At 72.7% G+C, this 24,969-nt stretch carries 21 protein-coding genes; 8 read left to right on the top strand and 13 right to left on the bottom strand.

All coding sequences use genetic code 11. The annotated features are described in order from the left end of the window. The first annotated feature begins 163 nt into the window (after positions 1-163). The 5 genes from nhaA (at position 164) to RM446_RS18395 (ending at position 5,392) form a co-directional block, all read left to right on the top strand. Complete coding sequence (gene nhaA / locus RM446_RS18415) at positions 164-1,417, top strand: Na+/H+ antiporter NhaA (protein ID WP_311546586.1); 1,254 nt, start codon at positions 164-166, stop codon at positions 1,415-1,417. Positions 1,418-1,692: 275 nt separating this feature from the next. After that, positions 1,693-3,039, top strand: coding sequence for a TrkH family potassium uptake protein (locus tag RM446_RS18410; protein WP_311546630.1), 1,347 nt, complete (start codon positions 1,693-1,695; stop codon positions 3,037-3,039). A gap of 48 nt (positions 3,040-3,087) precedes the next feature. Continuing rightward, a complete protein-coding gene (locus RM446_RS18405; protein WP_311546585.1) occupies positions 3,088-3,756 on the top strand; it encodes a potassium channel family protein in 669 nt (222 codons plus the stop codon). 180 nt (positions 3,757-3,936) lie between these two features. Further along, positions 3,937-4,920, top strand: a complete 984-nt coding sequence (locus RM446_RS18400) for a metal ABC transporter substrate-binding protein (RefSeq protein WP_311546584.1) — start codon at positions 3,937-3,939, stop codon at positions 4,918-4,920. A gap of 238 nt (positions 4,921-5,158) precedes the next feature. Continuing rightward, on the top strand, positions 5,159-5,392 hold the full coding sequence (locus tag RM446_RS18395; RefSeq protein ID WP_311546583.1) for a DUF397 domain-containing protein: 234 nt from the start codon (positions 5,159-5,161) through the stop codon (positions 5,390-5,392). A 420-nt stretch (positions 5,393-5,812) separates the two neighbouring features. On the opposite strand, the gene RM446_RS18390 is transcribed toward RM446_RS18395, so the two are convergent. The 4 genes from RM446_RS18390 to RM446_RS18375 form a co-directional block, all read right to left on the bottom strand. Continuing rightward, on the bottom strand, positions 5,813-6,634 hold the full coding sequence (locus RM446_RS18390; RefSeq protein WP_311546582.1) for a helix-turn-helix domain-containing protein: 822 nt from the start codon (positions 6,632-6,634) through the stop codon (positions 5,813-5,815). A 256-nt stretch (positions 6,635-6,890) separates the two neighbouring features. Further along, on the bottom strand, positions 6,891-7,433 hold the full coding sequence (locus RM446_RS18385) for an ATP-binding protein (RefSeq protein WP_311546581.1): 543 nt from the start codon (positions 7,431-7,433) through the stop codon (positions 6,891-6,893). A gap of 378 nt (positions 7,434-7,811) precedes the next feature. Continuing rightward, on the bottom strand, positions 7,812-8,570 hold the full coding sequence (locus tag RM446_RS18380) for a glycerophosphodiester phosphodiesterase (RefSeq protein ID WP_311546580.1): 759 nt from the start codon (positions 8,568-8,570) through the stop codon (positions 7,812-7,814). Between the two features lie 390 nt (positions 8,571-8,960). Next, positions 8,961-9,722 (bottom strand): amidohydrolase family protein, encoded by a 762-nt coding sequence (locus RM446_RS18375; protein WP_311546579.1) that lies wholly within the window; start codon positions 9,720-9,722, stop codon positions 8,961-8,963. Between the two features lie 274 nt (positions 9,723-9,996). Here RM446_RS18375 and fabG point away from each other — a divergent pair, with 274 nt between their 5' ends. The 3 genes from fabG to RM446_RS18360 are packed head-to-tail and all read left to right on the top strand — an operon-like array spanning position 9,997 to position 13,212. After that, positions 9,997-10,755, top strand: a complete 759-nt coding sequence (gene fabG / locus RM446_RS18370) for a 3-oxoacyl-ACP reductase FabG (RefSeq protein WP_311546578.1) — start codon at positions 9,997-9,999, stop codon at positions 10,753-10,755. Positions 10,756-10,802: 47 nt separating this feature from the next. Then, a complete protein-coding gene (locus RM446_RS18365; RefSeq protein ID WP_311546577.1) occupies positions 10,803-12,008 on the top strand; it encodes an acyl-CoA dehydrogenase family protein in 1,206 nt (401 codons plus the stop codon). Positions 12,009-12,066: 58 nt separating this feature from the next. Continuing rightward, a complete protein-coding gene (locus RM446_RS18360; RefSeq protein WP_311546576.1) occupies positions 12,067-13,212 on the top strand; it encodes an acyl-CoA dehydrogenase family protein in 1,146 nt (381 codons plus the stop codon). Positions 13,213-13,425: 213 nt separating this feature from the next. Here RM446_RS18360 and RM446_RS18355 read toward each other — a convergent pair whose 3' ends face one another. The 9 genes from RM446_RS18355 to hrpA form a co-directional block, all read right to left on the bottom strand. Then, positions 13,426-14,457, bottom strand: coding sequence for a threonine aldolase family protein (locus tag RM446_RS18355; RefSeq protein ID WP_311546575.1), 1,032 nt, complete (start codon positions 14,455-14,457; stop codon positions 13,426-13,428). 123 nt (positions 14,458-14,580) lie between these two features. After that, positions 14,581-15,570, bottom strand: coding sequence for a serine hydrolase (locus tag RM446_RS18350; protein ID WP_311546574.1), 990 nt, complete (start codon positions 15,568-15,570; stop codon positions 14,581-14,583). Positions 15,571-15,710: 140 nt separating this feature from the next. Next, positions 15,711-16,319, bottom strand: a complete 609-nt coding sequence (locus RM446_RS18345) for an energy-coupling factor transporter transmembrane component T (RefSeq protein ID WP_311546573.1) — start codon at positions 16,317-16,319, stop codon at positions 15,711-15,713. After that, a complete protein-coding gene (locus RM446_RS18340; protein ID WP_311546572.1) occupies positions 16,316-17,068 on the bottom strand; it encodes an energy-coupling factor ABC transporter ATP-binding protein in 753 nt (250 codons plus the stop codon). Before RM446_RS18340 ends, RM446_RS18345 begins: the two co-directional genes overlap by 4 nt. Continuing rightward, positions 17,065-17,730 (bottom strand): biotin transporter BioY, encoded by a 666-nt coding sequence (locus tag RM446_RS18335; protein WP_311546571.1) that lies wholly within the window; start codon positions 17,728-17,730, stop codon positions 17,065-17,067. Before RM446_RS18335 ends, RM446_RS18340 begins: the two co-directional genes overlap by 4 nt. A 139-nt stretch (positions 17,731-17,869) precedes the next feature. Continuing rightward, positions 17,870-18,994 carry a baeRF2 domain-containing protein gene (locus RM446_RS18330; RefSeq protein ID WP_311546570.1) on the bottom strand — a complete coding sequence of 375 codons (1,125 nt, stop codon included), beginning with the start codon at positions 18,992-18,994 and terminating at the stop codon, positions 17,870-17,872. Between the two features lie 78 nt (positions 18,995-19,072). Beyond that, positions 19,073-19,489: a DUF2267 domain-containing protein gene (locus RM446_RS18325; protein ID WP_311546569.1), complete on the bottom strand. Its 417-nt coding sequence runs from the start codon at positions 19,487-19,489 to the stop codon at positions 19,073-19,075. Positions 19,490-19,697: 208 nt separating this feature from the next. After that, on the bottom strand, positions 19,698-20,765 hold the full coding sequence (locus tag RM446_RS18320; protein ID WP_311546568.1) for a lactonase family protein: 1,068 nt from the start codon (positions 20,763-20,765) through the stop codon (positions 19,698-19,700). Between the two features lie 228 nt (positions 20,766-20,993). Next, a complete protein-coding gene (gene hrpA, locus RM446_RS18315) occupies positions 20,994-24,953 on the bottom strand; it encodes an ATP-dependent RNA helicase HrpA (RefSeq protein ID WP_311546567.1) in 3,960 nt (1,319 codons plus the stop codon). Positions 24,954-24,969 lie beyond the last annotated feature (16 nt).

The following is a 24,969-nucleotide window of genomic DNA, read 5'->3' as shown; positions in this document are numbered from 1 at the left end:
GCAAAGTCAGCGCTCGGGCTCGGGCGATCTTGATCGTGCGCCTCATGGCAATACATCGGCGACCTTGCGCATCGGGAGTGTGCCGAGGCCCGCGGTCGGCGAAGTAGACGGCGTGAACAGCGTGACGAGAGGTTCGAGCCAGCCTGTGGGGGAGACGCGACACATGACCAACCGCCTGAGAGGGATCGCCGACGCCCTGCGCGAGGACGTCGTCAGCGGATTCCTCCTTATAGCCGGCGCCGTGGTCGCCCTGATCTGGGCAAACTCCCCCTGGGGACATTCCTACGAGGTCATCCGCACCATCACCTTCGGACCCGAGAGCCTGCACCTGCACCTCTCGGTCGAGGAGTGGGCCGCCGACGGGCTTCTGGCCGTCTTCTTCTTCGTCGTCGGCAACGAGCTCAAGCAGGAGTTCGTCCACGGCGAGCTGCGCAACCCCCGCCGGGCGATGCTTCCCATCGTCGCCGCGCTGTGCGGCATGGTCGTGCCCGCGACGATCTATGCCCTGATCAACATCGGGCAGGGCGACGCGCTGCGCGGCTGGGGAATCCCCATGGCCACCGACATCGCCTTCGCCGTGGCCATCCTGGCGGTGATCGGCCGGTTCCTGCCGCCGGCGCTGCGCACGTTCCTGCTGACCCTGGCCATCGTCGACGACCTCGGCGCCATCGTCGTCATCGCCGTGTTCTACACCGACCACCTGTCCTTCGCGCCGCTGCTGGGGGCCATCGCCCTGCTCGCCGTCTTCGGCTACCTGCAGCGCGGGCGCGGAGCCGCCGCCGCACTCGACCGCTCGCCGCTGCCCGGCTGGGCCGTCTACCTGCCGCTCGCCGTCGCCATCTGGGCCCTGATGCACGCCAGCGGCGTGCACGCGACCATCGCCGGGGTCGCCATGGGCATGCTCATGCGCACCGTCGAACTGCCCGGGGAGACCGGCGACCCCAGCCACCGCGCCGAGCACGCCATCCGGCCGTGGTCCTCCAGCCTCGTGCTGCCGGTCTTCGCGCTGATGTCGGCGGGGGTGGCCTTCACCGGGCTGGACGCGATCTTCACCGACACCGCGGCCGTGGGAATCATCGTCGGGCTGGTCGCCGGCAAGCTCATCGGCATCTTCGGCGGGGCCTGGGTCACCACCAAGATCACCAGCGCCGAGCTGAACCCGTCGCTGCGCTGGGTCGACATCTGCGGCATGTCGCTGCTGGCCGGCATCGGCTTCACGGTGTCGCTGCTGATCACCGAACTGTCCTTCTCCGACCATCAGCACATGCTGGAGGACGCCAAGGCCGGCGTGCTGATCGCGTCGCTGATCGCCACCGTGCTGGCGGCCGCCGTGCTGGGTGTGCGCAACGCGCAGTACCGCAGACACGGTCCGCCGGCGAAACGCAGCACCGGCTCTCCGGGCGGCGGAGCCCGATGAGCGCTCCGACCGGGCCCGGCGCGACACGCCGCGCCGGGCTTGCCTAGGCGAACACGTACGCGGAGCGGTTGGATGGAGACGCACACCGGTGGCGGCACACCGCGCCCCGAGAGACCGGGGCCTCGCCACTGCCGCCCGCGGCGGGCTCCCCCGCCCGCCCGCCGAAGCCCCCGAGGCGGTACAACGGGACCACGATGCACGTGAACACGCCAGGACGGGGCTCGCACCTTCGCAGCCGGCTGTCCCGCAGGCTGCGGCGCCTGCCCCGCCCCCGGATGCCGCACGACCTGCGCAACGTCCTCTGGGCGAGTCCCGCGCGGCTGTTCGTCGTCCTGTTCGTCGTGGTCGACCTGGCCGGCGCCGCCCTGCTGATGCTCCCGGTCGCCCACGCCGAAGGCTCCGGGCTCACCCCGGTCGAGGCGGTGTTCACCTCCACGACGGCGCTGGCCGTCTGCGGCCTGTCGGTCATCGGGATCGGCTCGGAGCTGACGGTGTTCGGCCAGGTGGTGGTCGCCGTACTGATCCAGGCCGGCGGCATCGGCATCATGACCCTGGCCTCGGTGCTGGGCGTGGTGGTCATCCACCGGTTCGGACTGCGCCTGCAACTGGGCGTGCAGGCCGAGACCCGCAGCCTGCAGGTGGGCGACGTCCGCGGCATCGTCATGCGGGTGGTGCGCGCCAGCCTGGTGTGCGAAGCGCTGCTCGCGGCGGTCCTCGTACCCCGGATGTGGCTCGGCCACGGGATACCGCTCGGCGAGGCGCTCTACAGCGGGCTCTTCCACGCGATCTCGGCCTTCAACAACGCCGGGCTCTCGCTCTACGACGCCAGCCTGACCCGCTTCTCCGGCGACGCGCTCATCCTGCTGCCGGTGGCGCTGGCGACCATCCTGGGCGGCCTGGGCTTCCCGGTGCTCCTGGAGCTGCGCCGCCACCTGGCGAGTCCGCGCGCCTGGAACCTGCACACCAAGCTCACTGTGAGCACCTCGCTGCCGCTGTTCGCCGCCGGCATCGTGGCGATCACGGTCCTGGAGTGGTCCAACCCCGCGACCCTCGGGCCGCTGAGCACCTCCGCCAAGCTCGTCGACGGCGCTTTCCACGGCGTCATGCCGCGCAGCGGAGGCTTCAACACGCTCGACGTGGGCGGGATGGACCAGTCGACGCTGCTGGTCACCGTGATGCTGATGTTCGTGGGCAACGGCAGCGCCGGTACCGCCGGCGGCATCAAGGTGGCCACCCTGGCGGTGATCTTCCTGATCGTGTGGTCGGAGATCCGCGGCCACCCCAACGTGCACGTCTTCGGCCGCCGGTTGTCGCCCGGAGTGATCCGCGAAGCGCTGAGCCTGCTGTTCCTGTCGATGACGGTGGTCGTGGCCTCCACCGTCGCTCTGCTGGTGGCGACGCCCTTCCAGCTCGACCAGGTGCTTTTCGAGGTAGTCTCGGCTTCCGGGGTGGTAGGGCTGTCGACCGGCATCACCGGCGACCTGCCCGAGCCGGCCCAACTGCTGCTCGTCGTGCTCATGCTGGCCGGCCGCATCGGTCCCATCACGTTCGCCTCGGCGCTGGCCCTGCGCGAGCACACGCGGCGCTACGACCTTCCGGAGTCGCGGCCGATCATCGGTTGATCCAGGCCCTTCACCGCGAGGGGCGCACCTGAGGAGGCGGAGAAGAAAGTGCAGCGCAGCAGGCCCCACGACAAGCGCGTCCTGGTGATCGGCCTGGGGCGGTTCGGCAGCTCCCTGGCGCTGGAGCTGGTCGCCCACGGCTGGGAGGTCCTGGGCATGGACTCCAACCCCCGGCTGGTGCAGGCGTTCTCGGAGTCGCTCACCCATACCGTCGTCGCCGACGCCACCGACGACGAGGCGTTGCGCCAGATCGGCGCGCACGAGTTCACCCGCGCCGTCGTGGCCATAGGAACCCACCTGGAGGAGAGCATCCTCGCCTCCTCCCTGCTGGTCGACATGGGGGTGCCGCACATCTGGGCGAAGGCCACCAGCCGCCGCCACGGACGCATCCTCCAGCAGATCGGCGCCCACCACGTGGTGCTGCCCGAGCACGACATGGGCGAGCGGGTTGCCCACCTGGTCTCGGGGCGGATGCTCGACTACGTCGAGATCGAGGAGGACTTCGCCCTGGGCAAGACCCGCGCCCCCCGCGAGATGATCGGCCGCAAGCTCGGCGAGACCAGGGTGCGCACCAAGCACGGCATCACCGTGGTGTGCATCAAGCGCCACGGCGAGCAGTTCACCTACGCCACCGCCGAGACGGTCCCGCAGAAAGGCGACGTGATCGTGGTGGCCGGCAGGACCAACGACGTGGAGAGGTTCGCCGAGATCGCCTAGCGCGTCCGGTCCGTCCCCAATGCCGGCCCGACGGTTGCGGCCGCGCGTGGCCGCCCGGCAGCCCAGGCCTCCGAGGCGCCTCTCCCGGCGGCGCAGCCGCCCGACCCGCCGATGATCTTGGACAAAGCCCTTCAAACAACCCGAATTGACAACCATTTTCATTGTCCTCATGATTAAGCCATGGGACGACGGAGCTATGTCAAGGCGGCCGCGGCGTGCGCGGTCGGGGTACTCGCGGCCTCCGGCTGCGGTGGCGGCGGCCAGGAAGCCGACTCGGGCGACCGGCTGAGCGTGGTCACGGGCGTCTATCCGCTGCAGTGGCTGGCCTCCCAGGTCGGCGGCGACCACGTCGGCGTCGAGAACCTGGCCGGTGCGGGCACCGATCCCCACGAGCTGGAGCTCGCGCCGCGCCAGATCGGCGGGCTGCAGCCGGCCGTCGACGACGCCGTCTCCTCACAGGGCGGCGACAACGCGCTCGACGTCGCCGACCTGGTCGAGCTGCGGACGCTGGAGCAGAACGCCGGCTCGTCCGGACACGACCACGGGGAGGGCGGACACGGGGAACCCGGCGGCGAGAGCGGCCACGACCACGAAGAGTCCGGCCACGAGGAACCCGGCGGCGAGGACGGCCACGACCACGGCGCCTCCGACCCGCACATGTGGCTCGACACGGAGCGCTTGACCGCGGCTGCCGAGGGCCTGGCCGACCGCCTCAGCGAGATCGACCCCGACCACGCCTCGGACTACGCCGCCAACGCGGAGGCGGTCACCGGCACGCTCGGCTCCATCGACACCGAGTACTCCGAGGGCCTGGCCGAGTGCGCGAGCCGCGACATCGTCGTCAGCCATAGCGCGTTCGGCTACCTGGCCCACCGCTACGACCTGCACCAGATCAGCCCCACCGGGACGGACCCCCACTCCGAGCCGACCCCCGCGCGCCTGGCCGAGGTCGCCGAGACCGTGCGCGAGCACGACATCGGCACCGTGTTCACCGAGCCCCTGGGCGACGCCGACGCAGCCGAGACGATCGCGTCGGAGACCGGCGCGAAGACGGCGGTACTCGACCCGGTCGAGGGCGTCGCCGAGACGTCGCCGGGCGACGACTACCCCTCCATCATGCGCGCCAACCTGCAGACCCTCACCGAGGCGCTCGACTGCTCCTGACGCGAGCCGCGCCCGCACCTCTGCGCACAACGACGCCGACGGCCCGGAGATCCCCCATGCGGGGACTCCGGGCCGTCGGCGTCCGCACGCCCTTTGACCACCAGAAAGGTACCCCCTGGGGGCGGACAGGAGAGTGCACGTGCGCTATCCTGCTCAAAGTACGGTGCTAATGCACGTGCATCGGACAGTGCATCGGCCTGTGCATCAATTCAGCTCCGCAGAGAATCAAGGAGTCTCCATGAGCGCCTACAACGGCATCGCGGCCACCGAGCTCCAGAACGTCGCCTGGCAGAAGAGCCGGCGCAGCAACTCCCAGGGAGCCTGCGTCGAGATGGCACGACTGACCGACGGTTCCATCGCCGTGCGCAATTCCCGTTTCCCCGACGGCCCCGCGCTGCTGTATACCCAGGCCGAGATCGACGCCCTCATCGGCGGCGCCAAGGACGGCGACTTCGACAACCTCGTCAGCTGACCCACTCGCGGCCGGTCTCGTGCGCGCTCCGGCGCCGACTCGGCGACCGGCGCAGAACCCGCGGAGCCCCGCTCCCTGCGGCCTGATCGGCCGCAGGGAGCGGGGCTTCGCGCATCGGCCCCTCGGCCCGCGCGCGAACCTATGTGGACCAACGACACCCCCGAACACGTCGGGCCCGGCGGTGCGCGCGTCGCACGCCTCCTGCCAGGCCGGGCGCCGGAGTCGAGGGCGGTACGCAGGTAGGCCCAGGTGAGCCGCTGGACCGCGGCCGGCCTCCGGGATCCTCGTCCGCGGTCTCGGCGGAGTCGCATCCTGCGGGCCGTCGCATCGTCTGCGGATCGGGCTCGGGAGGCGAACGGCTGCGTGCGGGGGTGGGGGCGGCGGTGGGGGCGGGCGGATGGGACGCCGACCGGTGGGACGCTAGTCGAGGTCGTCGATCATGCCCTTGAGGATGTCCCTCGTGTAGGTGGGCGGCTGGGCGATTACGCTCAGCTTCTCCATCGCCATGGTGTAGGCGTCGATCTCCGTCCGGCGGTCCAGGCACATCGACCCGGTGAGCTGCTCCAGGTAGATGATGTCGGACAGGCCGAAGTCGGGATAGCGCAGGATCGTGAACGACCCCGCTTCGGCGGCGTGCGCGCCCGCGCTGAAGGGCACGATCTGCACGGTGATGTTGCGGCGGTCGCTCAGCTCGATCAGCCGCTCCAGTTGGCCGCGCATGACATCGGGCCCGCCGACGGGGCGGCGCACCGCGGCCTCGTCGATGATCGCCCACAGCCGGCATCCGCCGTCCTCGATGTGGCGCTGGCGCCGCATCCGCACCGCCACGCGATCCTCCAGCAGCGGGTCGGGGATCGAGCGCCCGGCCGAGATCACCGCGCGGGCGTAGTCCTCCGTCTGCAGCATGCCGGGCACGAACTGCGCCTCGTAGACCCGGATCCGGGTAGCGGCCTCCTCCAGGCCCACATAGACCTGGAACCAGTTGGGCAGGGAGTCGCCGTACTCCTGCCACCAACCGGGCTTCTTGGACTCGCGCGCCAGGCGGACCATGGTCTGCACCTGGTCCTTGTCGGTCACGCCGTATAACTTCAGCAGGTCCTCGACGTCGCGGACCTTGAAGCCGACCCGCCCCAGTTCCATCCGGCTGATCTTGGACTCCGAACCGCGGATGTAGTGGCCCGCTTCGCCGCGGGTCAGCCCGCGCGCCTCGCGGTACTTGCGCAGTTCGGATCCGAGCAGCATTCGGCGGACTGTGGGACCGCTCCCCCGCTTCAGACGAGCTATGTCCACAGCCGCTGCCTCCCTACTCATCGCTCCCCGCGACCCGACCGGTGTTCAGGGGTCGCCGCGTCGCGCGGAACATCCACGCACGCACCACGATATCGCCGATCCCGGCGCCGACTCGATGGGCCGCAACGGGAATCCGCGATGATTACCGGCGCGTGCACGATGTACCGGCTCCCCTCCGCGCGCCGGGAGCGCCGCAGGCGAGGACGCCTCAGCCGAAACGCGCCCAGACGTGCTTTCCGGCGGGCAGAACGGGAAGAACACCCCATCCACTGCAAAATGACGCGACAAGGTGCAAACCACGCCCGCACTCGAACCTGAAGTCGGGGTCGCGCCGCTCGGGCATCCGGTCGCTGAGATCCCGTACCGCGCAGACCAGCTCGCCTCCGCGCCGCAGCATACTCAACCGGATCGGGTCGTCGGTGCCGGCAGCGGGGTGGACGCGACGGCCGTGCCGCAACGCGTTGGTGACGAGCTCGGAGACGACGAGCTCGACGTCGGCGGCGCGCTCGGGCATGTGCCACTCCCCGAGGACGCCGGCGCAGAGGCCCCTCGCCACACCCGCCGCGCCCGGCTGCGCGTCCAGGCTCCAGGACAGCGCGTCGGCGCGGGAGGGGAGGGCCGCCGAGGCGTGCAGCGACCCGCTCAGCAGGGCGGAGGTCCACCATGCTCTCGGCGACGGAGCCGAGACCGCCCCCGGACGCTCCCCGTTGCCGAGTCTTCCCATTGATTCGCGGGCTGGCTGTCCGGTCACCGCGATCCCCTCGCAGTCGTCTATATCGGGTTCCCGGCCGGAGCGCCGGCTCGCGAAACCTCCTTGCGTGCGCACGCGCATGAGCCATATGCACGTGCATTCTCCGCTTGCACGCATCCTAGGACACCGACGGGGCGCACATCAGAGAAAGCGGGGACTTCGGCCCACACTTTTCTCAGGTGTTCCGGCGGCGGTGCGCACACCTGCGAGAACACCGGGGCGCGCAGGGAGGAGGGACGGTTCCCGGGCGGCACTCGCGGCGCGTCGCGAGCGTCCGCACGCGGCGGGAGGCCGCTCGCGACGGGGGGTTCCGGACAGCGGCGGCGGAGGCTGCGGCCCACGGAGCGGCGAGGAGGAGGGGCGAGCGGTCGGCGGGACTCAGACGGCCGGCAGGGTGCTGTGGACGCGGTCGGGGTAGTCCGTGATGATCCCGTCGACGCCGTCGCGGATGAGCCGGCGGATCGCCTGGTGGTTGTTGGCGGTCCAGCCGAACATCGACAGCCCCTGGGCGTGCGCGTGGCGCACATAGGGCGCCGAGACGCGCAGGTGGTGCGGGTTGATCAGGCGCGCGTACTGGGCGATCCGGCGAAGCCCGTAGCGGCCGTAGGTCTTGCCCAGCGCCGCGGTGTGCAGGCCGGGGACGTCGCCGGCCATCGCGCGCAGCGTGACCCAGTCGAAGCTCTGCAGGATGAGACGTCCTTCGGCGCCGGCCTCCCCCCAGTGGTGGTCGGCGCGCAGCTCCTGCGCCAGCCGGTGGGCCATCGAGCGGTCGCGGCGCTGCACCTTCAGCTCGACCAGGGCGCCGAGCCGCTCGTCGCGCAGGACCCCAAGGCACTCCTGAAGTGTTGGCACGCGCTCGCCGGCGAACTCCGGGCCGAACCAGGAGCCGGCGTCCAGGCGGCGGATCTCGGCCAGGGTGAAGTCGCCGACATGCCAGCTGCGGCGCCGGGGGAACACCTCGGCGACGTCGGTGGTGCGGCGCAGAGAGGAGTCGTGCAGAACCACGAAGGCGCCGTCGGCGGTCTGGCGCACGTCGATCTCGGCCATGTCGGCACCGCGCTCGCGGGCCGCCCGCAGAGCCGCGAGTGTGTTCTCGGGCGCGTACGCCGACGCACCGCGGTGGGCGACGACGATCACGCCCGCCACCTCCGCCCGCCGGGGGCGGCCATCAGGGCCGGCGCGGAGTCCCGCACGGCCGGACCGGACAACGCGCGCCGTGTCCGCACCGGGGTGCCGGCGAGCGACATGGCCACCGCCTCTTTCCACTCGGTCCTGGTGGGGCCTTCCTCCAGCCTCACCCCTCCCGGCCAATTGCGCATGGCCGCGGAGTGATCGCCCGGTGGAGCGCGCCGGGCGGTCGCCCGGGGGCGCGGAGGTAGGCCGGTCACGCGCCGCGGGCGGCTTCACAGCGTCACACTACAGCCGCCGACGGCCGAATCCCGACTACCTCGCGTAGTGGCCGGGTGCCCCCACCCGGGAGGTGGTACCAGCACCCCCGTCCGCGGGAGTGCCGGCGCCACGGGGGTCTCACCGCAGTCCGCTCGCGGGCAGTCCGTAGAAGTCGCGCGCGTTCGCGCCGAACGCCGCCTCGGCGGCCGCGGGCGGCAGCGTTTCGGCGATGACCTTCAGGTCGGCGGGGTCGAACGGGCGCGGCGCGCGGGTGCCGGGCAGGTCGGTGCCCGCCATCAGAGCCCCGGGGTTGACCTCGGCGACGGCGCGCAGTGCGGCGGCCACGTCCAGATCGCCGCGACCGAATCCGGTCGCCTTGACCCGCGCGCCCGATCCCACCAGGGCCAGCAGCGCGGGCAGGCCCGCGGCGGAGAGCCCGAGGTGGTCGATGCTGATGCGGGGCAGCGGCGCGACGCGCGGTGCCAGCGCGCGAAGATCGCGGGAGTCGACGTAGATCTCGGTGGGCCAGTTGAGCAGCTCGGCGGCGCGCCGGCCCAGTTGCACCAGGGAGTCGAGGTCGTCGACGGCGCCGCGGTACAGGTTGAGCCGCAGCGCGCGCACCCCCGCGGCGTGCAGGTCGCGCAGATGGGAGTCGGAGGTGTCGGGCGGCAGCTGCGCCACGCCGACGTAGGCCGGCCCCAGTTCCCGCAGCGCGGCCACCAGGTGGTCCTGGCCGGTTCCGGAGAAGGACCCGGCCACGACGGCGCCGCCGGTGAAACCGAGCTCCCGCGTGCACTCCCGGTAGTCGGCGACGGAGAAGGGCTCCGGCCGGTAGCCGGAGTTTCCGGGCAGCGCGAAGCGGTGGTCGATGATGTGGAGGTGGGCGTCGAACAACGCCATTGCCCTCGATTCGGCCGGGAGCACGGACTTCCGCACAGCGGGGTTCGGGCCGGAGCGCGCTGTGCGGTCGGCTCGGCCCGGCGACCACGCTAGTGCCTTGGGTGCCCTGCGTGGGCGGGCGCACCCCGCCCCTGCGGGGACCGGCCGGCCTTTGCGCAGGCCGACGGACCGCAGCACGCCGTCCGACCTGCACACCACCCCACATACCACCCAGTCGGTATGAAGCCGATAGTATCTGCTCGATGTGTCCCGGACCACTCAATCGGAGGTAGCAATGGCAGAGACCCCACGTGTCGCGATCGTCACCGGAGGCGCCCGCGGCATCGGAGCCGCCACGGCGCGCAGGCTGGCCGCCGACGGGCGCGCCGTCGCCGTCGTCGACCTGAAGGAGAGCGACGCGCAGGGCGCCGTCGACCTGATCACGGCTGACGGCGGGAAGGCGGTCGCCGTCGGCGCCGACGTCAGCGACGCCGACCAGGTGGCGGCCGCCGTCTCCCAGGTCGCCGAGCGGCTCGGGCCACCGCAGATCCTGGTGAACAACGCCGGCGTGATCCGGGACAACCTGCTGTTCAAGATGTCCGATGACGACTGGGACACCGTGATGAACGTGCACCTGCGCGGAAGTTTCCTGATGTCGCGCGCCGCCCAGGAGCACATGACCTCCCAGGGGTGGGGCCGCATCGTCTCTCTGTCGAGCACCTCGGCGCTGGGCAACCGCGGCCAGGCCAACTACTCCACGGCCAAGGCCGGCCTGCAGGGCCTCACCAAGACCCTGGCGATCGAGCTCGGCAAGTTCGGCGTCACCGCCAACGCCGTGGCGCCCGGCTTCATCGAGACCGACATGACCAAGGCGACGGCGGAGCGCGTGGGCATGGACTTCGAGGAGTTCAAGGCCGCGGCCGCCGCCCAGATCCCGGTGCGCCGCGCCGGGCGCCCCGAGGACATCGCCGCCACCGTCTCCTTCCTCGCCGGCGAGGAGGCCGGCTTCGTCTCCGGCCAGGTCGTCTACGTCGCCGGCGGACCGCGCGACTGACCGGTCCCACCCTCTCCCGCCCGCCACCTGCCCGAAACGGAGATTCCATGACCACTGCTCCAGCGGGGGCGTCGCTCGACGCCCCCGCACTGCGTCGGCGCGTCGCCGACTTCGTCGCCCGAAACGATCCGCAGACCACCGACCAGCGCGACTTCCTGGCCGCGCGCTTCGACGCCGGCCTCGCGTGGGTGCACTTTCCCGAGGGCGAGGGCGGCCTCGGAGCGCCGCGCGCGCTGCAGCCCGTCGTCGACCGCGAGTTCGAGCGCCTGGGATTCACCCCCGAGGGCCGCGAGGGACTGGTCATCGGCCTGGGCATGGCCGCTCCGACCCTCCTCGCGTTCGGCACCCCCGAGCAGCGCGCGCGCTACCTCAAGCCGCTCTACACCGGAGAGGAGATCTGGTGCCAGCTCTTCAGCGAGCCCGGCGCCGGCTCCGACCTGGCGGCGCTGGGCACCCGGGCGGTGCGCGACGGCGACGCCTGGACGGTCGACGGACAGAAGGTGTGGACCTCGCTGGCCCACCGCGCCGACTTCGCCATCCTGGTCGCCCGCACCGACCCTGATGTGCCCAAGCACAAGGGGATCACCTACTTCGTCTGCGACATGGCCGCCGAGGGCGTGGACGTGCGCGCGCTGCGCCAGATCACCGGTGAGGCGGAGTTCAACGAGGTCTACCTGAACGGTGTGCGCGTCCCCGACTCCCAGCGGCTCGGCGGTGAGGGCGAGGGCTGGCGCGTCGCCCAGACCACGCTGATGAACGAACGCGTCTCCATCGGCGGCCACCCGGAGCCGCGCGAGGGCGGGCTCATCGGGGCGGTGGCGCGGATCTGGCGCGAGCGTCCCGAGGCGCGCACGCCCGGCCTGCACGACGCGCTGCTGCGGCTGTGGGTGGAGGCCGAGGCGGCGCGGCTGACCAAGGAGCGGCTGCGCCAGCAGCTCGCGGTCGGCCAGCCCGGCCCGGAGGGCTCGGCGGCCAAGTTCTCCTTCTCCCGGCTCAACCAGGAGATCTCCGGACTGGAGCTGGAGATGCTCGGCGGCGAGGGGCTGACCTACGACGACTGGACGTTCCGCCGTCCCGAGGGCGTCGAGTTCGCCAAGCGCTCAGCCGGATTCCACTACCTGCGCAGCAAGGGCAACTCCATCGAGGGCGGAACCTCCGAGATCCTGCGCAACATCATCGCCGAACGGGTCCTGGGCCTTCCGCCCGAGCCCCGCGTGGACAAGGACGTGGCATGGAAGGACCTGCCCAAGTGAGGCCGCACGGTACGGAGACGACGGCAGCGCGCCACGCGCGCGCGGACCGGGGGGCGCGATGAGCGAGAACCGGCTCGACCTTCTCTACAGCGAGGTCGAAGAGGAGCTGAGGGCGAGCGTCCGCTCGCTGCTGGAGGACAAGAGCCCGCCCGAGGCGGTGCTCGCGCGTGTCGAGGGCGACGAGGTCCTCGACACGGCGCTGTGGAAGGAGCTGGTCGGCATCGGCGTCGCCGGCCTGCCCGTACCCGAGGATCTGGGCGGCGCCGGAGCGAGCCTGCGCGAGAGCGCGGTGGTCGCCGAAGAGCTGGGGCGCGGCGTGGCGCCGGTGCCCTTCATGGGCAGCGCGGTGCTGGCGACCGCGGCCCTGCTGGAGGCCGGGGACCGGGCGGAGCCGGACCTGGGCGGGCTGGCCGGCGGCGACGCCACCGCCGCGCTCGTTGTCCCCTTCGCGAGCGTGCCGGGCTCCGCCTTCCCCGAGACAGTGCGCGAGCAGGGCGGAGTGCTGCAGGGCGCGGTTCGCGGTGTCGTCGACGCGACGACCGCCGACACGCTGGTCGTGCCGGCCGTGGGCGAGCAGGGGCCGGGGCTCTACGTGGTGCCGGCCGAGCGGGCGCGGGTCGAGCGGGTGGTCACCCTCGACCTGACCCGCCCGCTGGCCGACGTGGTGCTGGAAGGCGCCGAGGGCCGACGCGTGGCCGCGGGCTCCGACGCCGAGCGGGCACTGCGCCGCGCGCTGGTGACCGGTGCGGCGCTGCTGTCGGCCGAGCAGCTGGGCGTCGCCCAGTGGGCGCTGGACGCCACGGTCGACTACACGAAGACCCGCACCCAGTTCGGCCGCCCGATCGGCTCGTTCCAGGCGATCAAGCACCGGCTCGCCGACCTGTGGGTGGAGATCTCCCAGGCGCGCGCGGTGGTGCGCAGCGCGGCCAGCGCGGCTGCGGCCGTACACGAGCCCGGCGCCGGTGCCGCGGAGGCGGCCGAGGCCGAGGTGCACGCCTCGCTCACGCAGGCGTTCGTCTCCGGTGTGGCGGTCAAGGCCGCGGAGGAGGCGCTGCAGCTGCACGGCGGCATCGGCTTCACTTGGGAGCACCCGCTGCACCTGTACCTCAAGCGGGCCAAGAGCGACGCGATCGCACTGGGCACGGCCGACCGGCACCGGTTGGCGCTGTCGGACCTGGTCGACCTTCCGGCGCCGACCGGCTGAGGCGGCCCTCGAGGAACCCGTCAGGGGGTGCCGGCCGGTGCGCCGGCCGGCACCCGCTGCGCCTTCCCGGGCGCTCCATGGAGCGCACCGGGACCGGGCGGAGGGCTCGTCGGGGCGGCACACCACCGCCGATCTTGTAGCCATCGTCACTGGAAATCGTTTACCTTCACGATGGCTACAAGATCGGCGGGGTTGGGGCCTGGGGACCGGCGATCATCCGGTCGCCCCGCAGTCCTCCGCAGCGGCCGCGGCCTTGGCGATGCGCTCGGCCGCAGTGTCGACGTCGGCCTCGGAGAGGTCCAGGTGGACGACCAGGCGGATGCGGTCCTCCCCCATCGGCACGCAGCCGACCCCTTCGCGGGTGAAGAGCTCCGCGAACTCCTGGGCGCGGCCGGCGGGAGTGTCGACCAAGACCATGTTGGTGCGCGCCCGTGCGCCCAGCGGCGCGGTCCCGGAGATGCGCTCGGCGAGGCGCCGCGCGCGCTCGTGGTCCTCGGCGAGCCGGTCGACGTGGTTGCGCAGCGCGTAGAGCGCGCCGGCGGCGACGATTCCGGCCTGGCGCATGCCGCCGCCCAGCAGCTTGCGCGCCCGCCGGGCCTCGGCGACCGCCGCGGCGTCGCCGACCAGTGCGGAGCCCACCGGTGCCCCCAGTCCCTTGGAGAAGCACACCGACACGGTGTCGGCGCCCTGGGCCAGGCGCGCGGGGGTCTCCCCCAGCGCCACGGCGGCGTTCCACAGCCGCGCCCCGTCCAGGTGCAGCACCATGCCGCGCTCGTGCGCGAAGGCGGCGACACGCTCCTGCTCAGCGGGCGCGACGACCAGGCCGGAGAAGGTGTTCTCCAGGCAGATCAGCCGCGGCACGGCGCGGTGCACGTCGTCGGCACCGCGCGCCCACTGCTCCAGCAGGTCGGGGGCGGGGCAGCCGGACTCGGAGTCGTGCAGCCGGGGCAGCACCCGCGCCAGCACCGAGGTCCCGCCCTGCTCGTTGGCCACCACGTGCGCGAGGCGGTGGGACCAGACCTCCTCGCCCGAGCGGGTGTGCACGTAGACCGCGATCTGGTTGGACATGTGCCCGGAGGGCACGTACAGCGCGGCCTCCTTGCCCAGCGCGGCCGCGGTCTCCTCTTCCAGCGCCCGGACCGTCGGATCCTCGCCGAACACGTCGTCGCCGACGTCGGCGTCGGCCATGGCCCGCCGCATCGCGGGAGTGGGCCGCGTGACCGTGTCAGAGCGAAGATCGATCATTCCAAGCACTCCGTTCCACCCGCCAAGCGCTGCCGAGACCGGTGCCCACTCTAGCCACACCGGTGGCGAGGGCGCCGACCGGCGGCCCCGCCGACGCTCCGGCGACGGAGGGGACCGGGAGACCTACGCCAGGGCCTCGGCCATCGCCTCGACCGCGAGTGCTGCGGCGCTCTCCACGCCCTGCACGCCGGTGCCGTAGTCGGGCTGCCCGTCGGAGAGCACCGCGACCAGGTACTCGCGCTCGCCGCGCACGATGCCGCCGGTGCTGTGTACGGTCCACAGCCCTCCGTCGCCGCGGACCGGCGCCCATCCGTTCTTGAGCCGGGCGGACCCGGCGGGGTCCGCCGCCGCACTGATCCCCCAGGCCTGCTCGGGCGCCACCGACCCCATCAGCCGGCGGACGTGGTCGCGGCTGCGCTCGCTCAGCGGGCTGGCCGGGGTGAACACCGATCGCAGCAGCCGGAGCCGGTCGTCGGCGGTCGTCGTGCCCAGGCCCCAGGCCCCGCCCGGGTCGGGCCGGGTGCTGCGCAGGCCCAGATGCCGGGTGGCGCGCTCGAATCCGGCGGTGAAGCCGTTGTGCTGGTAGGCGGTGTCGGCGGCTTCGTTGTCGCTGTAGCGGATCATCCGCTCGGCGAGGGCCTTCTCGCGGTCGGTGAGGAAGCGGCCCCGCTCTTCGGCGCGCAGCAGCATGTGCACGACCAGGTCCAGCTTGACTGCGCTGGCGGCGCTGAACTCGGTGTCGGCGGCATAGCCGAAGGCTGCGCCAGTACGCCTCTCCTGCACCGCCAGCGCCAGCCGCCCCGGGCGAGCGGAGAGGTGGTCGTCCAGCAGGCCGGCGATGCGATCGCGCTCCCGCGGGGTCAATGCGGCGGCGGTCTCGATCGGGGCGCCGGATCCGGCAGGGCTGGGGGGGTCGGCGGCGCCGCCGGCCCCGGGCGGCTCCGCGGGGCCGGTGGCGACGGCTACGGCAAGGGCGGCCGCGGACAGGACGGCGGCGAGGACGCCCAGCAGCCGGCGCGGCACCGGCACGCCCGCCGTGCCCCGGGCCGCGGCGGGCGGAGGCGGGCGCCGGAGGAGCGGCGGCAGCGCCCACCGGGTCGGCCGCCGTCGCACCGCTCGCCCTCCACCGTCGCTGAGGCGTCTGGAGTCCCTGCGCGCCCGCGGTGGAGCATGTGCCTACCGCGACGGGGGCCGTCCGGCCCGCCTGGGAAGCACCGAATATGCCATTCGCGGCGGTTTCGCGCCAGTGCGGTTCAGTCGATGCCGCGGGCCGTAAGGGCGTCGCCCAGCGCGTCCGCCGAACGCAGCAGCCCCACGATCACCGGAACCACCATCACATCGGGGCGGCCGCGCAGGCCGCGGGCGATATAGGCCTCACGCGAGGTGTGCCAGGCCGAGGCCACCAGCGGGATGCAGCGCACGGTCAGCGCGAGCACCAGTGCCACCCGCCGGGGGTCGGCGCCGAAGCGGGCCAGCGGGCGCGCCAGTTTCTCGAACAGGTCGAGCATCTCGCTGACCCGCGTCGAAGCGGTCACCAGGCCCGCGAGCAGCGCCGCCGCGAGCAGCTGTCCGCACACCCGCGCCGCCGACGGCCAGTCCCCCGCCAGCCACTGGAACAGTGCGATCGCCAGCAGGAAGGGCGCCAGCGCGCGCAGGGTGCGCAGCGCCGGGCGCACACCCACCCCGCACAGCGGGTGGAGCAGAGCGGCGGTCGCGGCCGCCGCCAGCGCAACCGCGGCGTTCGCGGCGGCCACCACTGCGCCCACGGCCAGCACCAGGCCCAGCAGCTTGGCCCCGGCCGGCAGCCGGTGCAGCAACGCCCGGCGCGAGCGCGGCGGGACGTAGAGGCCGACCGCGCTCATGGCCGCGGCCCGCCTCCCGGCGTCGGCGGGGGCGTGCGCGCGCCGTCCTGGGAGCGGTCGTTCCGGGCATCCGGCCGCATGAGCGCGGTGTAGTGCGCCACCGCCTCGGCCGGAGCCCCGTCGCACACGACGCGCCCCTCGTCCATCACCAGCACCCGGTCGAACCCGGCGAGGCTGCCGAGGTTGTGGGTGAGCAGCACGACCTGCTGCGAAAGAGCGCCGAGCGTCTCCTCGATGACCGCCGTGTTGCGCAGGTCCAGCAGCGTGGTCGGCTCGTCGCACACCAGCACCTCCGGCTCGGTGACCAGCACCGATGCAAGCGCGAGCATCTGGCGCTGGCCGCCGGAGAGCAAATGCGCGGGATGGTCGCGGTGGCCGGCGAGGCCGTGCCGATCCAGCACCGCGTCGACCCGCGCGCTCCGCTCGGCCGCGCTCAGGCCGCTGCGGCGCAGGCCGATGGCGACGTCTTCGGCCACCGTGGGCATGACGATCTGCGCGGAGGCGTCGGAGAAGACGAAGCCCACCCGGCGCCGGATCTCGCGGGCGTGGCGGCGGGTGTCCAGGCCGTCGACCAGCACGCGGCCGGAGTCGGGCAGCACCAGGCCGTTGAGCGTGCGGGCCAGGGTCGACTTGCCGGAGCCGTTGGCGCCGATGACGCCGATCCGGTGCTCGCTCAGCTCCAGGTCGACGCCGCGAAGTACCGCGCGCCCGTCGTAGGCGTGGGAGACCCGCTCCAGCCGCAGCGTCATTCCGTGCGGTCCTGGGTACTGCCGGAGTCGGGGGCGTCCGCACCGGTCGGTGCGGCGTCAGCACCGGCGGCGGCCGCGACCGGCCGCCCGGCAGGCGGCACCGGATAGGCCCGGTGCACGGCCGTCGCGATGCCCGCCGCCAGCGCGGCCTTGGCCAGATCCCCGGGCAGGAACACGCCCGCTCCCGTGATCAGCCCCAGCAGTTCGTCGCCGAGGGCGACCGCGCTCCAGGGCACGCCGACCAGGTAGACCACGCCGATGCCGCCGACGATGTTGATTCCCAGGCCGCGCCAGAACCTGTAGCGCGGCAGCATCAGGTTCACCAGCAGTCCGATGACCAGGGCGCCGACCACCCAGCCGAGCATGTAGCCGCCCGTGGGGCCCAGGAACGGCGCCGGCCCGCCCCGTCCGCCGGGAAGCAGCGGCAGCCCGGCCACGACCAGGGCCAGGAAGGTCAGCACGACCAGCGTCCCGCGCTTGGCGCCGAGCAGGCTGGGAGCGAGCATCACCCCGAGCGTCTGCAGCGTGATCGGCACTGGGCCGACCGGGACGGCCACGGGCATGCTGAGCACGGCCAGCAGCGCCGCGAACACACCGATGAGGGCGATGTCGCGCGCGGTCAGACCGCGGTGGCGGACCCGGTTCTTCGGGGCCTGGGACATGGGTGCGTCATCCTCTCCTGCGCTGCTGGTCGACCGGCACCTCCCTATTGTCCGATATGGTCGTCGCCGCTCGTGCCGCCGGGGCAGAGGAGTTCCCGACCCGCAACCGCGGGCCCGGTTCGCCGCGGCGGCCGGGTGATCAGTGGTCGGTCAGCGTCGGGTCGGAGAACCGCAGGATCGCGCCGACGCCCTCCTCGGGCGCCGAGTCGCGCTGGGGAACCAGGACCAGCTGCGCCGAGGTCGCGGCGGCCGCGCGCAGCACAGCGGGACCGGCCAGCTCGGTGACCGGGTCGTCCACGCCCATATCGCGCAGCTCCCGCTCCTCGACGCCGATCTGCTCTCCGGAGGGACCGATCCACACCCGCGTGTCCGTCTCGGCCAGACCTGTCGACCACAGCAGCGTCTCGACCTGCCCCCGCTGGAGCGCCCGCACCACCGCGGCGAGTCCCTCCGCCACCCGGTCGCGGTTCGCGCGGCCCTGCTCGAAGCTCTCCTGTACCTCGGCGACGTGCGCCCGGGCGCGCTCCTCCAGGTGACCGCGCAGCTCCTCCTCCAGCGGAGAGTTCTCGGACCCGGCGGCGCGCGATCCCGACTCCAGGTCCAGGGCCCGCGGCTCCAGCCAGTCCGGAAGGCGGTCGCGCAGCTCACCGCGCACCTGGACCTCGCCGGCGATCGCCACGACCTCGGCGCCGTTGCGCTTGGCCTCCTGCGCGACGGCCCCGGCCACCCGGCCGGCGTTGTCGGCGACCTGCTGCTCGACGTTCCGCTGCATCTGCTTGTGGTGGTAAGCGCCCTCACGGACCTTGCTGACCGGCCAGCCCTCGCCTTCCACGCGGCGGTGGACGGTGCGCCCGTCGCCGTGGACGGAGCGGACGTCGCCGCCGACGCTGTCGACGACTGCGAGCACGTAGGGGATCGGGGTCCGCTGGCTGTGGATGTACAGCAGCGGGTCGGGCAGCGGGCCGACCCGCGCGAGATGGTCCTGCGGCGGTTCGGCGACGACGGTATCCAGCAGCACCCCGCCGTCGGCGGCGAAGACGACCTGGCCGTGGGGCCCGGCGACGCCGCCCGTCTGCCCGACGACCTCGTCCATGGCGGTGAGCGTCTGCTCGTCGGCGCCCTGCGACCGCAGGTCCTCACGCGCCTTCTGCCACCGCACGCGGACGGCGTGGTCGGCCTCCTCTGCGTCGCGGGAGGCGTTGATGTTCAGCGAGGCGACCTGCCCCGTCGTGCTCTCGACGGATGCGAGAAAACTGAGGTCCATGGTTGGCTCCGCACAGGCGTCGATGGCGGCCCGTCCGCCCGGTCGGCGGCGGGGAGGTGGCGAACACGGGTGCCGGCGTCAGCCCCGCGGCGCACCGGGAGCACCCGCGAACAGCTCGGACAGCTCCCGCGGGAGTTGGGCGAGGGTGTCCTCTACCTCCTCGTCGGGGAGCCATTCGCGGACGGTGTTGAGCACCGCGTTCACCGCAAGCTCGACCTCGGCGGGGTCGACGGTCGAGATCCCGCCGCTCACGCTGTCCAGGAACGCGGACTTGTCGAAGGCGGCCGCCTGTCCGGACGCCTCGCGCTCGGGCTGCAGTGCGGGCGGGAGGTTGCGCGCGAGGTCGTTGAACTGCCCGCCGCTGAGACGGCGCTGCAGCGCGGACAGGGTCGCCTCGGTCAGCCGCTGCGCCTCGGTACGCGATTCGATTCCGCTGCGCTGCTGCACGCGGGCGAGAAACGCGCCGCCGGCGTCACCGGTCTGCTGCTGTACCACGAGCGGCCTCCATCAGACGTCGGAATACTGACTCAGTGCTCCTCTGTCACACAGCGCCGCCGGTAAACGTCGCACGCCCGCCAGGAGATGTGACCTGTGTCGGGGTGGACCGCGGGGCACGCTTGGCACGCCTCGCCCGGGTGCGCGGCCGCCGCCGGACCGGTCCCCCGGCACCAGGGGACCGGTCCGGCCGTGTCCGAGGCGGTGCCTACGCGGGCAGCACGCAGGCCGGGGCGCCGACGGCGAGGCGGTGGCCCGTGTCCGCCGGGACGCCGTGGGCGTCGAGTCGGAGCGTCGACAGCTCCGCCGACTTCTGGTTGGCGACGACGATGTGGCCGTCGGTGAGGGCGAAATGCCGCGGCCAGACGCCGCCGCACGGCGTCTCGGCGATCCGGCGCAATCCCGTGCCGCCGCCGGTAATCTCGAAGGTCGCGATGGTGTCGGCACCGCGGTTGGACACGTAGACCAGCCGACCGTCGGGCGACAACGCGATCTCGCCCGGGTGGTTGGGGCCCTCGTGACCGCTTGCGGCGGCGTCGGCGACGGGCACCGCCCGCGCCCGCTCCGGGTCGCAGGACAGGACGTGCACGCGCGAGTCCAGCTCCGCGGCCACGTAGATGTGCCCGTCGGGGTGGACGGCCATGTGGCGCGGCCCGGCTCCCGGCGTTAGGCGGGCGGCGACCGACAGCGGGCCCACCGGATCGGCCGAGCGCGCGTCGAAGGGGTAGCAGCGCAGCTCGTCGGTGCCGAGGTCGGCGACCAGGAGGTGCCGGCCCCCGGGCGCGATCGCGGAGGAGTGGGCGTGCGGCCCTTCCTGGCGCGCGGGATTGGGGCCGTGCCCGGTGTGCTCCAGCACCGCGACGGCCTCCCGGAGGGCGCCCGCGCCGTCCAGCGGGTGGACGCTGACGCGCCCGTCTGCGTAGTTGGCGGCCACGACGTGGCGGCCCTCGGGGTGGACCAGGACGTGGCAGGGCGACCCTCCGCCCGTCGGGGCGCCTCCGATCCCGGTGAGGCCCGGGATCCCGCGCTCGTCCGCTCCCCCGCTGACGGCGAACGCGCCGACAGCGCCCCGTTCGCACTCGCTGACCGCGTAGAGCACCTCGCCGCCGGGGTGCGCGGCCAGGAACGACGGCGCGGTGGTGCGGACCGCCGGCTCGCCTCCGCTCAGCGCGCCGGTGGCGGGATCCAGAAGTGCGCGGTGGATGCCGGCCCCGGTGGCCTCGGGATCGGAGTCGGGGGTGTAGGTCCCGATCCACAGCAGGCGGGATGCGGTCATGGATGCCCCTTCGGTCGGTTTCGGGTGCAGGCGCGGGTCGCGGGGACGGCGGCGGTGCGGGCGGCCGGGCGTCGGCGGCCGGTGCGCGACGATTCCGCGCCCGTCCGCCACTCCTGCCCGATTATCCGCTTTCCGACCGCCTCGGCCGAGCGCGGATGCCCCGCCTCGGCGCCGGCGCGGTCGCACCCGCTCCGCGCTCCGGCGGTGGGCGAATGCCCGGCCCCGCCGTCAGGCCCTGGCCGCCTCGATCGCCTTGAGGATCCGCTTTTCCGACACCGGATAGGCGGCTCCCACCTCCTGCGCGAAGAGGCTCACCCGGAACTCCTCCAGCATCCAGCCGATCTCGCGGACGTCGGCGTCCTGGTCGCGGCCCGGCGGAAGCTCACCGAGCAGCTTGTCGCGGGCCTGGCGCATCTGCTCGACCTTGGACATGTTCACCTGGTCGCGGCGCGGGTTCTCGGGCATCTTCGCCAGCCGGTACTCCACGGCCTTGAGATAGCGGTGCACGTGCGGCAGCCGCCCCAGCCCGGCCTCGGTGACGAAGCCGGGGCGTACGAGCCCGGCTAGCTGGCCCTGGATGTCGTTCAGCGACGGCAGCACGGCCAGGCTGGTCGTGCCCTTGAGACTGCGTCCGAGGTCGTGTGCGGTCTGCAGCACGCGCGCCGCGCCCGACACGGCCTCGTCGAGGGTGTCGGCGAGCTCGGCGCGCACGTGCTCGCGCAGGGCGCCGAAGGCCGCGGGGTCCCACTCTCCGCCGTCCGCGGAGGTGAGATCCTCCAGCCCTCCGCGGCCGGCCATCAGCGCGTCCGCAGCGCACTCCAGGCAGTCCGCGAAGAGGGCGGGCACGCCGCCGTGCGGGTTGTGGCTGATTGCCAGCTTGGTGCGGTTGTCCAGGCCGCGCTGGACCACCGCCGCCGGCGAGGGCACCTGCAGGAGGAGCAGCCGCCGCACACCGCGCCACATGGCCTGGCGCTGCTCGGCCTGCGAGTCGAACAGGCGGACCGCGACGGTCTCGCCCTCGTCCACCAGTGCGGGATACCCCTTGACGGTGGGACCGGCCGACTTGCGCTCGAACACCCGCTGCAGCGGGCCGAAGTCCCAGTCGTCCAGCCCGGAGCGCTCGATTCCGCGTGCCTCGGCCGAGATGGCCTTCTGCAGCCGGGGCTTGAGCCGGGCCCGCAGAGCCGCCAGGTCCTTCTCCTCGGCCAGGGTCTGCTGCCCGTCGCCGACGGCGCGGAAGGTGATCCGCAGGTGGTCGGGCACTTTCTCCCAGTCGAAGTCGCCGGGGCCGATGCGCTCGCCGCTCATCGCGCCAAGCTCGCGGGCCAGCGCCTGGGCGAGCGGCTCGGTGTAGGGCGTCAGCCGCCCCAGGACGGCGCGGGCGGTGTCGGGCACAGGCACGAAGTTGCGGCGCAGCGGCTTGGGCAGCGACCGGATCAGCGCGGTGACGAGATCCTCGCGCAGGCCGGGGATCTGCCAGTCGAAGCCCTCATCGGACACCTGGTTGAGCACGGTCAGCGGCACGACCGCGGTCACGCCGTCGGCGTCGGTTCCCGGCTCGAACTGGTAGCCGAGCTCGAACGCGGCCTCGCCCTGGCGCCACCGGTCGGGGTAGTCCTCCTCGCTGACCCGGGCGGTGCCGTCGTTGATCAGCATCGACTTCTCGAAGCTGAGCAGGTCGGGCTGCCGCCGCCGGACCCGCTTCCACCAGGTGTCGAAATGGGCGGCCGAGACGGCCTCGGTGCCCACCCGCTCGTCGTAGAACTGGAACAGCGTCTCGTCGTCGACCAGGATGTCGCGCCGGCGGGCGCGGTGCTCCAGGTCTTCGACCTCCTCCAGCAGCTTCCGGTTCTGGTGGAAGAAGCTGTGCCGGGTGTTCCAGTCACCCTCGACGAGCGCGTTGCGGATGAACAGCTCCCGCGAGACCCCGGGGTCGACGGAGCCGTAGGCCACCTTGCGCTGGGCCACCAGCGGCACTCCGTAGAGGGTGACCCTCTCATAGGCCATGACCGCGCCGCTGTTCTTCTCCCAGTGCGGCTCGCTGTAGCTGCGTTTGACCAGGTGAGAGCCGAGGCGCTCGGCCCACTCGGGCTCGATGCGCGCGACCGTGCGGGCCCACAGCCGCGAGGTCTCGACCAGCTCGGCCGCCATGACGTAGCGGGGCTGCTTCTTGAACAGCGAGGAGCCGGGGAAGATCGCGAAGCGGGCGCCCCGTCCGCCCAGGTACTCGTGCTTGTCGGGGTCCTTGAGGCCGACGTGGGACAGCAGCCCCGCAAGCAGCGACACGTGGACCTCGCGCGGCGCGGGAGCGGAGGTGTTCAGCGTGGCGCCGTCGGCCTTGACGACCTGCTTGAGCTGGCTGTAGATGTCCTGCCACTCCCGGACGCGCAGGTAGTTCAGGTACTCGTCCCGGCACATGCGGCGGAACCGGTTGCCCGACAGCGCCCGCTGCTGCTCCTGCAGGTAGTCCCACAGGTTCACGAAGGCCAGGAAGTCCGACTCCTTGTCGGCGAAGCGGGCGTGCTGTTCGTCGGCGGCCTGCTGCTTGTCGGCGGGGCGCTCCCGCGGATCCTGGATCGACAGCGCCGCCGCGATGATCATGACCTCGCGCAGGCAGCCGTTGTCCTCGGCCTCCAGCACCATGCGGCCCAGGCGGGGGTCGACCGGCAGCTGGGAGAGGCGTCGCCCGATCGGAGTGAGGCTCTTGCCGGGGTCGGGCTCGCCGGGGTCGAGGGCGCCCAGCTCCTGCAGCAGGTGCACGCCGTCCTTGATCTGGCGGCGGTCGGGACCGTCGACGAACGGGAAGGCGGCGACGTCGCCCAGGCCCAGCGCGGCCATCTGCAGGATGACCGAGGCGAGGTTGGTGCGCAGGATCTCGGGGTCGGTGAACTCCGGACGGGCGAGGAAGTCGTCCTCGGAGTAGAGCCGGATGCAGATGCCCTCGGCGACGCGGCCGCAGCGGCCCTTGCGCTGGTTGGCCGAGGCCTGGGAGACCGGCTCGATCGGCAGCCGCTGCACCTTGGTGCGGTGGCTGTAGCGCGAGATGCGGGCGGTTCCCGGGTCGATGACGTAGCGGATGCCCGGCACCGTCAGCGAGGTCTCGGCGACGTTGGTGGCCAGCACGACGCGGCGCCCGCTGTGCGGGGCGAAGACCCGGTTCTGCTCGGCGGCGGAGAGGCGGGCGAACAGGGGAACGATCTCGGTATCGCGCAGCTTCTGCTTGTGCAGCGCGTCCGCGGTGTCGCGGATCTCCCGCTCGCCGCTGAGGAACACGAGGATGTCGCCGGGGCCCTCGGCCTGCAGCTCGTCGACCGCGGCGCAGACGGCCTGAATCTGGTCCTCCTGTTCGGACTCCTCCTCGACGGGGTTGTAGCGGACCTCGACCGGATAGGTGCGCCCGGACACCTCGACGATCGGGGCGTCGCCGAAGTGGCGCGAGAAGCGCTCGGGGTCGATGGTCGCCGAGGTGATGATCACCTTCAGCTCGGGGCGGCGCGGCAGCAGCTGCTTGATGTAGCCCAGCAGGAAGTCGATGTTCAGGCTGCGCTCGTGCGCCTCGTCGATGATCAGCGTGTCGTAGCGGCGCAGCATCCGGTCCTGCTGGATCTCGGCCAGCAGGATGCCGTCGGTCATCAGCTTGACCAGAGTGTCGTCGCCGGACCGGTCGGTGAAGCGGACCTTGTAGCCCACGGCCTCGCCCAGCTGCGTGTCGAGCTCGTCGGCGATGCGCTCGGCGACGGTGCGCGCCGCCAGCCGGCGCGGCTGGGTGTGGCCGATGGCGCCGTGCACGCCGCGGCCCAGCTCCATGCAGATCTTGGGCAGCTGGGTGGTCTTGCCGGAGCCGGTCTCGCCGGCGACGATGACGACCTGGTTGTCGCGCACGGCGGCCGCGATGTCGTCGCGGCGCGCGCTGACCGGCAGCGCTTCAGGGAAGCCGATGGCGGGCACGGCGGCGGCGCGGCGCTCGACACGGGCCTGGGCGGAGTCGATCTCGGCCGCGATCTCGGCGGCGATGCCGGCGCGCTTGCTCTCGGTGCGGACCTTCTGCAGGCCGTCGATACGGCGGCGCAGGCGGTGCCGGTCGGCGAGCATCAGCGGGGACAGGCGCCGGCGGAGATCGCGGATCTCAGAGTGCTCGGTGCCGGAACCGGAACGGGAGCCGGAGGGGGCCGCAGACGACGTTTTCATACCGCAGTCCAGAATA

The organism is Streptomonospora wellingtoniae, assembly GCF_031845375.1.
GTDB lineage: Bacteria > Actinomycetota > Actinomycetes > Streptosporangiales > Streptosporangiaceae > Streptomonospora > Streptomonospora wellingtoniae.
The sequence above is the reverse complement of the archived record's forward strand: the minus strand, read 5'-3'. Positions and strand labels throughout refer to the sequence as shown.

What these genes read in the sequence shown, in the direction of transcription:
- fabG (WP_311546578.1), top strand. Translation starts at nt 9,997, where the DNA reads ATGGCAGAGACCCCACGTGTCGCGATCGTCACCGGAGGCGCCCGCGGC.
- RM446_RS18395 (WP_311546583.1), top strand. Translation starts at nt 5,159, where the DNA reads ATGAGCGCCTACAACGGCATCGCGGCCACCGAGCTCCAGAACGTCGCC.
- RM446_RS18355 (WP_311546575.1), bottom strand. Translation starts at nt 14,457, where the DNA reads ATGATCGATCTTCGCTCTGACACGGTCACGCGGCCCACTCCCGCGATG.
- RM446_RS18410 (WP_311546630.1), top strand. Translation starts at nt 1,693, where the DNA reads ATGCCGCACGACCTGCGCAACGTCCTCTGGGCGAGTCCCGCGCGGCTG.
- RM446_RS18330 (WP_311546570.1), bottom strand. Translation starts at nt 18,994, where the DNA reads ATGGACCTCAGTTTTCTCGCATCCGTCGAGAGCACGACGGGGCAGGTC.
- RM446_RS18320 (WP_311546568.1), bottom strand. Translation starts at nt 20,765, where the DNA reads ATGACCGCATCCCGCCTGCTGTGGATCGGGACCTACACCCCCGACTCC.
- RM446_RS18335 (WP_311546571.1), bottom strand. Translation starts at nt 17,730, where the DNA reads ATGTCCCAGGCCCCGAAGAACCGGGTCCGCCACCGCGGTCTGACCGCG.
- RM446_RS18365 (WP_311546577.1), top strand. Translation starts at nt 10,803, where the DNA reads ATGACCACTGCTCCAGCGGGGGCGTCGCTCGACGCCCCCGCACTGCGT.
- hrpA (WP_311546567.1), bottom strand. Translation starts at nt 24,953, where the DNA reads ATGAAAACGTCGTCTGCGGCCCCCTCCGGCTCCCGTTCCGGTTCCGGC.
- RM446_RS18400 (WP_311546584.1), top strand. Translation starts at nt 3,937, where the DNA reads ATGGGACGACGGAGCTATGTCAAGGCGGCCGCGGCGTGCGCGGTCGGG.
- RM446_RS18340 (WP_311546572.1), bottom strand. Translation starts at nt 17,068, where the DNA reads ATGACGCTGCGGCTGGAGCGGGTCTCCCACGCCTACGACGGGCGCGCG.
- RM446_RS18360 (WP_311546576.1), top strand. Translation starts at nt 12,067, where the DNA reads ATGAGCGAGAACCGGCTCGACCTTCTCTACAGCGAGGTCGAAGAGGAG.
- RM446_RS18390 (WP_311546582.1), bottom strand. Translation starts at nt 6,634, where the DNA reads ATGCTGCTCGGATCCGAACTGCGCAAGTACCGCGAGGCGCGCGGGCTG.
- RM446_RS18345 (WP_311546573.1), bottom strand. Translation starts at nt 16,319, where the DNA reads ATGAGCGCGGTCGGCCTCTACGTCCCGCCGCGCTCGCGCCGGGCGTTG.
- RM446_RS18375 (WP_311546579.1), bottom strand. Translation starts at nt 9,722, where the DNA reads ATGGCGTTGTTCGACGCCCACCTCCACATCATCGACCACCGCTTCGCG.
- nhaA (WP_311546586.1), top strand. Translation starts at nt 164, where the DNA reads ATGACCAACCGCCTGAGAGGGATCGCCGACGCCCTGCGCGAGGACGTC.